Source organism: Gardnerella vaginalis (genome assembly GCF_001563665.1).
Lineage (GTDB): Bacteria > Actinomycetota > Actinomycetes > Actinomycetales > Bifidobacteriaceae > Bifidobacterium > Bifidobacterium vaginale_A.
Genome location: NZ_KQ961870.1, coordinates 6,787 through 13,140, shown reverse-complemented (window position 1 = coordinate 13,140; position 6,354 = coordinate 6,787). Strand labels below are relative to the sequence as shown.

At 37.0% G+C, this 6,354-nt stretch carries 6 protein-coding genes and 3 pseudogenes; 3 read left to right on the top strand and 6 right to left on the bottom strand.

Features of this window, described 5'->3' with window-relative positions:
* A pseudogene (locus tag HMPREF3230_RS06555) lies at positions 1 to 332 on the top strand (hypothetical protein); the annotation flags it as partial.
* Positions 333 to 736: 404 nt separating this feature from the next.
* On the opposite strand, the pseudogene HMPREF3230_RS06735 reads toward HMPREF3230_RS06555, so the two are convergent.
* A pseudogene (locus HMPREF3230_RS06735) lies at positions 737 to 928 on the bottom strand (DUF4417 domain-containing protein); the annotation flags it as partial.
* A gap of 200 nt (positions 929 to 1,128) precedes the next feature.
* On the opposite strand from HMPREF3230_RS06735, the gene HMPREF3230_RS04695 reads away from it, so the two are divergent.
* A complete protein-coding gene (locus HMPREF3230_RS04695) occupies positions 1,129 to 1,539 on the top strand; it encodes a hypothetical protein (RefSeq protein WP_075523791.1) in 411 nt (136 codons plus the stop codon).
* A 97-nt stretch (positions 1,540 to 1,636) separates the two neighbouring features.
* On the opposite strand, the pseudogene HMPREF3230_RS06640 reads toward HMPREF3230_RS04695, so the two are convergent.
* Positions 1,637 to 2,595: pseudogene (locus HMPREF3230_RS06640) on the bottom strand (hypothetical protein).
* 129 nt (positions 2,596 to 2,724) lie between these two features.
* Positions 2,725 to 3,231 carry a GNAT family N-acetyltransferase gene (locus HMPREF3230_RS04680; RefSeq protein ID WP_075523789.1) on the bottom strand — a complete coding sequence of 169 codons (507 nt, stop codon included), beginning with the start codon at positions 3,229 to 3,231 and terminating at the stop codon, positions 2,725 to 2,727.
* A gap of 18 nt (positions 3,232 to 3,249) precedes the next feature.
* On the opposite strand from HMPREF3230_RS04680, the gene HMPREF3230_RS06685 reads away from it, so the two are divergent.
* Complete coding sequence (locus HMPREF3230_RS06685; protein WP_196489651.1) at positions 3,250 to 3,435, top strand: Fic family protein; 186 nt, start codon at positions 3,250 to 3,252, stop codon at positions 3,433 to 3,435.
* A 404-nt stretch (positions 3,436 to 3,839) separates the two neighbouring features.
* Here the strand turns inward: HMPREF3230_RS06685 and HMPREF3230_RS04675 are convergent, their stop codons facing one another.
* From HMPREF3230_RS04675 to HMPREF3230_RS04665, 3 genes are all read right to left on the bottom strand, one after another.
* Positions 3,840 to 5,177 (bottom strand): ATP-binding protein, encoded by a 1,338-nt coding sequence (locus tag HMPREF3230_RS04675; protein WP_075523788.1) that lies wholly within the window; start codon positions 5,175 to 5,177, stop codon positions 3,840 to 3,842.
* Positions 5,178 to 5,501: 324 nt separating this feature from the next.
* On the bottom strand, positions 5,502 to 5,675 hold the full coding sequence (locus HMPREF3230_RS06285) for an integrase (protein ID WP_082266293.1): 174 nt from the start codon (positions 5,673 to 5,675) through the stop codon (positions 5,502 to 5,504).
* 350 nt (positions 5,676 to 6,025) lie between these two features.
* On the bottom strand, positions 6,026 to 6,354 hold a 329-nt coding region (locus tag HMPREF3230_RS04665), incomplete at its 5' end, for an NUDIX domain-containing protein (RefSeq protein WP_075523786.1).

Here is a 6,354-nt window from a genome sequence, read left to right as displayed (position 1 = left end):
AAAACACTTCCAGCGAAACCACCGGTAAAGCCGGAAACAACGATGGAAATTCCGGTTCTGGAGATTCCGGTTCTGGATCTGAGACTGGAAACAGCAATAGTTCTGAATCTGATTCGGGTAACGATTCCAAGTCTAACAACGCTGGTAATGCATCCACTGGTGCTTCAGGTTCCAACGCATCTACTAAGTCTGACAACAGGGTTCCTGCAAAGCATTCGTCCCAATTAGTAAAGACTGGTGCTGAAGTGGAGCGAGTAGGATTGATCAGCGCAATGATTGGTGTACTGGGAGCTGCAGCAGCATTCTTCTCTCGCAAGAAGAATCGCGAGTAAAAAGTTCACCTACAAAATTAAACAAAAGTAAACTAATAATTGAAAATAATTAGAAAAAGGAGCTGAGCCACAAACCCAGCTCCTTTTTCTATATCACTGCTCACTTACACATACAAACTCTTGTATTGTGATTCAAAACATATCTTATTTAAGAAGAACCATCTTTGAATATATTAAAATAAACGATAATAAGATCAATAAAAACAATTTTCGACAGAACTGCAATATAAAAATTGTTCTTAAACCACATTTCCGAACATAAACAGCTGGGTGCAAAGTTTGTGCATCTTTTAACGTTAACATCCTGTGCACTCGACCCTAGAGTGTTGATATCTTCCCCATACAGCCAAACTGCGCTCAAAAATCGCTCCGAGCCATCTTACAGTCGCCACTCACTAAACCTTTTAACGTTTAGCTTCACTAACCCCTGCTACACAAGTGCAAATTTGCACGCAAAGAGGTGCATCAAATATAGGGGAACAATCAGGCGAAATCACTCCAGGATATTGTTTTAGCTCTTCAACGCAATAATCCGTATGCGTCAAAATATCTCTGAACTTTATGTCATGCTCATAAAAGCAAACAAAATCTCGCTTATCACGACTACGCTGACTTCATGAAAACAGTACAGTATTTATCCAGTTCTTTAAGTCCCGTTTGCTCATGACCGCTAGAATTTAATCGGATATGGTTATCCCAACTTTTCAAGTAAGATAAATTAACGTAAAATGAGTGAAAATAGTCCGGCTATGAAAGTAGTCATCTGCTTGGCTATATAAATTTAAGGAGGTTAGTTATGAAGAAATCTATGTATCAAGCTATACGATTATTCCTTTTTTCATTATTATTACCTCTTTTAGGACTAATCTTTAACTCACTTAGATTGTTTAATCCAGAAATTCTTTATAACTCACCTGTTTTATTTATCGGTATAGCTCACGTATTTGGTTTAACAAAAATTCTTCTTTACTCGATTGTTGTCAATCAAAAAACACTCGAAAACTTAGGAGTTTGTAAAACCATCGCTATCGCGCTTATCGCCCCTGCTATTGATTTATTGATATTACAAGAGTCTCCTCGGCAATTGGGTAGTAGCTGGACTTGCACGTACATTACATTTTTTATTACTCTTGAATGTATCCCAACTATAATTCCAATCATTGTTAAAGAGTTTTTACGAAGAAGAAACCAAAAACATAAAGCCTAAAAATGCACCCACCTAATCAGCCCTTGACATCAATACTACGCTCTCCACGCACGTAGAGCCTTTTGCTCAAAAGAGAAGAAAACAGTCTTACAAAATCTTATGCAGCTACTGCGGTTCTTCTCCGTGGGTGCTGCTTGATAACGAGAACAATATTGGTAAGCACAATGCCAACAACTACGCTCACCCATGCCAAACTCGGCGTAAGTAGCCAAGCGAGAACACCAAAGATCAGCAGTCGAAGCAGTACAGCAATGGCTAAGAAAGGCCAACTTTTTGTTGGGCATTTCTGTTGATCAGCCTTCAATGCGCCCATCAGAACCATAACCGCAGCTGCCACGCAAGAAAATAGCATATTGCCCAAGAACATGACGAGCAGCGTTCGCCAGCCAGCGATAGTACAAAGCATCCACCATTGCAACATCAACGCAAGCACAAATATGACAACATCGTATACTGCTTCCATCAGCATATTCGCAACGATTAACGAGGAGAATGTTAGAGACACACCTCTAGGAGTGCCTGTTTTACCTGCGCTCGCATGCTGTAATGCAATCATATTGCTCACCTCGCGCGCTTTACGCGCTCTTCTTCAAGCATTTGAACGCCAAGCTCAACCGCTTTCTGTGAAGCTTCATGTAATTGCGCATCCGTCATCCCGCGCTGCCAAGGCTTTTCAAAAACAAACAGCAACACACTAGTAATCGCTGCACCAATAATAATGCTAAGCAGCGTAGTATTGGAAACAAGCAATAAAGCAATACCAGAAGTCACCAGCAGCCTGAGCACAAAATCGATGATTCCAATAAGCAAATCGCCAGACCCGTCATCTGGCCTACGATGCCTATCCCACTGCAGATACGCTGTGCTTAGCAGCGAAAACACCACAACACTCAGCGCGAGTATGACCACAGTTTCCCAACCCAGTACGCGGTGCCCTACGAACTGCTGTACAAGCAACGCAATAATAAGCGTGCAAACGCCAGCAACAGTTTCTGTAATCACATGACCCCAAAAAGCATGCTTGAAAAGCACTGGCCTTACATTCATCTCACTCATCATCTTTCTCCAGAAAATGCAATCACGGAATATCGTGCTTTGATTACACAGATTTGATTATACAAAATATCTAAAAATTGTCCTAATCCCCGATTGAGTGGTCAGTATAGATAAAATTTAATATTTTTCCTATATATTAATCCAATACCTTCTTGTTGTAACATTTCCTCTTGATAAGCTATTTTTCACTTTGTTTTCCAAAATTCCACCATTATTTTCTATAACTTTTATCGATCCAATATTGTCATCATCACACGTAATCAAAACTTTATGTAGATTCAAAGTCTCTTTACAATATGCAAGTGCCATAGAAAGCATTTTTGTTCCATAACCCTTCATACATTCCGATTGCCTAATCTCGTATCCTATGTGACCACCATAGTTAATTAAAAAAGAATTTAATTCATGCCTTATACTAATTTCACCAATAAATTTTTCATTATCTATCAACCAAAACGTAGTAGCTTTAACATAATTTGCAGGCAAATTTATACCATGTTCATAGTTATAAGAACTCTCTATAATTGTCTCTGGGTTTATAAAACGTCTTTCTGCATTCGGCCTAAAAATTTCATCTTCTTCATTTGCTTCTATATAACCTTGGATATATTTACTATCTGGTCTAATTAATTTCATAAGTTCCCCTTATTCTTAATATGCAATTCTAATAAGAATACAATTCTATTAAAATTAGAATCCATAATAGTCTGTTTAGCTTTAATAGTATTACTATTAAAAAACCACCCTTTTATAGATGGAAACAAGCGTATCGGCACACATGTCACACTAATCTTTCTAGCACTAACAACATTATGTTGTCTTACAAAGATGAAGAACTGATCGATATTATTCTCAAAGTCGCATCAGGCAAGGCAAATGAAAATGACCTTTACACTTGGATTAAAAATCACCAAGCCTAATACTCCAACATTATGAAGCATTCTTAGAATATGCCAAACTCTATTTCGTGTGACTAGTCAAAGTAGCGTACATAAAACACCACAACAGTATTACTTCACTACAGCTTTTCCATAAGCCAGTTACAGGTTGACTCACGAATTACTTATACCTACAGACTCAGTAACCCTGAGAAGTACATTCCCTTACTCAGCCAACAAAGAGCTGTGAAGATCAACGCGTTAAACGTTTTCTTCTAGAGTTTTAAGCAATTGACACTTTTTTAACTTTTACACTAATTTATTTCTATATTTTCTAATAGTTACCTTTTAAATTATCTTTCTTTCTCAATTGTTTTCTTTCAGTGCAAGTTCTATAAGCTTATCCGTATAATCAGCCATAAATAACGGAATATTCAACATATCATCGTCTAGTTTTAGATTATTCAGCGAGAATCGTATACGCAATTTCGTTTGATTAGGGAATAATTCTTTAAACTTTTTCAAACTTCTACTATTAATATTTGCTTCAGATTTAACCTCAATAGGGAAAATATCATTTTCTCGTTGAATAAGAAAATCCACTTCATACGGCGGATTTGTTTGAGACCAGTATCTAGGCGTCACTTCAAATTGAGTAAGTAGCGCTTGCAAAACATAATTTTCTGTTAAAGCACCCTTAAACTCAGTAAACAGCCTATTGCCTTCCGCAAATGCAGTAGGAGCAAGTTGCGCTAATCGCCTTAACAAACCAACATCTGCTAAATAAATCTTAAAAGCAGATACATCGTCATAAGCAGCAATAGGTAAATTCGGCGCAGTATTTCTATAAATTTTATACACCAATTGTGCCGACACTAGCCATTGCAAAGCATCTTCATACTCTCTTGCTCGCGCACCATTTTTAACAACTTTATACAAGAATTTTTTGTTTTCGCGCGCAAGTTGAGATGGAATAGAATTCCAAATCATTGATATTTTTGGAAATTCACTAACATTAGGGTGCTTTGCAAAATCTCGTTCATAAGCTGTTATAATCTCAAACAATGTCTCTTGCATTGCGTTCACATCTCGCGCTTTAGCCCACATTAAAACTGACTCAGGCATTCCCCCTGTAACATAATACATTTTTAATTTCTCGTATAGAGGGTTAAAAAATGCATCTGGAATCGGCGCTATTCTATCGATTTGTTCAATAAACTTCACTAGATTTTCATCCCCATTAGCAAGTAAAAACTCTGTGAAATTCATTGGGTTTATTTGCATAAAATTAACTTTTCCAACTGGGAATGAAGATGGTTTTGCAAGCGTTATTCCAAGCAACGATCCAGCGCAAGCAACATGATATTGCGGAGCGTTTTCATAAAAATATTTCATCGAGTTTATTACTTCTGGACAGTCCTGAACCTCGTCAAATATAATCAGCGTGTTTTCTGGTTCGATTTTTTGACCACTTGCAAGCATTAGGTTTTGTAAAATTCGCTCCACATTTTTAGTGGTTTCAAAGAATTGCTTATATTCTTTGTTTTCATCGAAGTTAAAATAAGCAATATTTTTGTAGTTAAGCTTACCAAATTCTTTTAATATCCAAGTTTTGCCAACTTGACGCACGCCTCTTAATATCAATGGTTTACGGTACGGCGAGTTCTTCCATGCTAAAAGTTTACTCATAATCAACCTTTTCATGATTACTCACCTTTCATATTGCGTTACGCTATTAGGTATTGCAGCCGTATTAACGCTTGGCTGTTTTTACGCTTAGTTTCATTGCCGTTCTGTTATATTTTGCGTTATCTTTTATCGTGTATCACATTATTATATATGTTTTGGTGCATTTAATCACATAATTATACATATTTTAGTGTTTTTTATCACATAATTATACGCATTGAGCAATGCTGAGCATAAAAACACGGAAAGACACATAACAAAGGCATTGGTTTTAGCACTAAATATTTTGACCTTTATGAGTTGATGACATGTATTTTACACACCTTTTACACACCGCGCTTATCCAAATCTCTCGTCATACTCACTAATATCGTGACGTTCACTTTTCAGAAAATCTTCCATTTCTCTGATTCGTCTTTTAGCATCTTCTTGACCTGTTTTTTCTATAAGAAGCTGCTGTTTCTTAACTTTAAGCTCATCAATCTCGTTGGCAGTTTTCGTATATAGTTTCATCACATGTTGGATACAATGAAACCTTAACCTTAAACTATGAAGCTATTTCTTTAAACTCTGAAACTTTAGCTTGAAACTCTGAAACCTTTTTAGGCATCAAAAAAGACGGTATTACTACCACCTTAATTATTTACACATAACGCTTTTAGATTTAGATTTCTATTTCATAGAAACCTGATCCTTGCTAAGCTCTACAAACTGGGATTTGTTGTAATTATCTTTATGCAAGAGAGTACATCTTCGAACTGCTCTAAAGGTATCCTGGCTAATGTTTTCGACTGATTGTTCTGCCCGAACATAAACAGAAATAATGCTTACGTAACAATCTCTTGCCATAATAGCGGGATTCATTAATATCTTTCATCTGAAATTATATGCTCTATTCCACTATGCTCCGATTTAAGATATTCTTTCATAAATGTCGGGTAAGCCTTGCACTTATCAAGCTCATCTATAGGTAACCAATGCATTGTCTCTTTAGCACCTGACTCTGTAGTGCTTTGGCTCGTAAAATCTCTTTTGCCCATGGGCTTCATCATGTAGTAGAGTGTAATCTCATGGAAGTCTACTCCTTTTAAGCCAGAGCTGCCGATGAAGAAGTGCTCGTGTATGACAGCAAGGTGATCGACCTCGTAATTAAGACCTGTCTCTTCAAATACTTCTCTCTTCACGGCTTCTT

Excerpts from the sequence above, each read along its gene's own strand:
- HMPREF3230_RS04695 (WP_075523791.1), top strand. The coding sequence starts at position 1,129 with ATGAAGAAATCTATGTATCAAGCTATACGATTATTCCTTTTTTCATTA.
- HMPREF3230_RS04680 (WP_075523789.1), bottom strand. The coding sequence starts at position 3,231 with ATGAAATTAATTAGACCAGATAGTAAATATATCCAAGGTTATATAGAA.
- HMPREF3230_RS04675 (WP_075523788.1), bottom strand. The coding sequence starts at position 5,177 with ATGAAAAGGTTGATTATGAGTAAACTTTTAGCATGGAAGAACTCGCCG.
- HMPREF3230_RS06285 (WP_082266293.1), bottom strand. The coding sequence starts at position 5,675 with ATGAAACTATATACGAAAACTGCCAACGAGATTGATGAGCTTAAAGTT.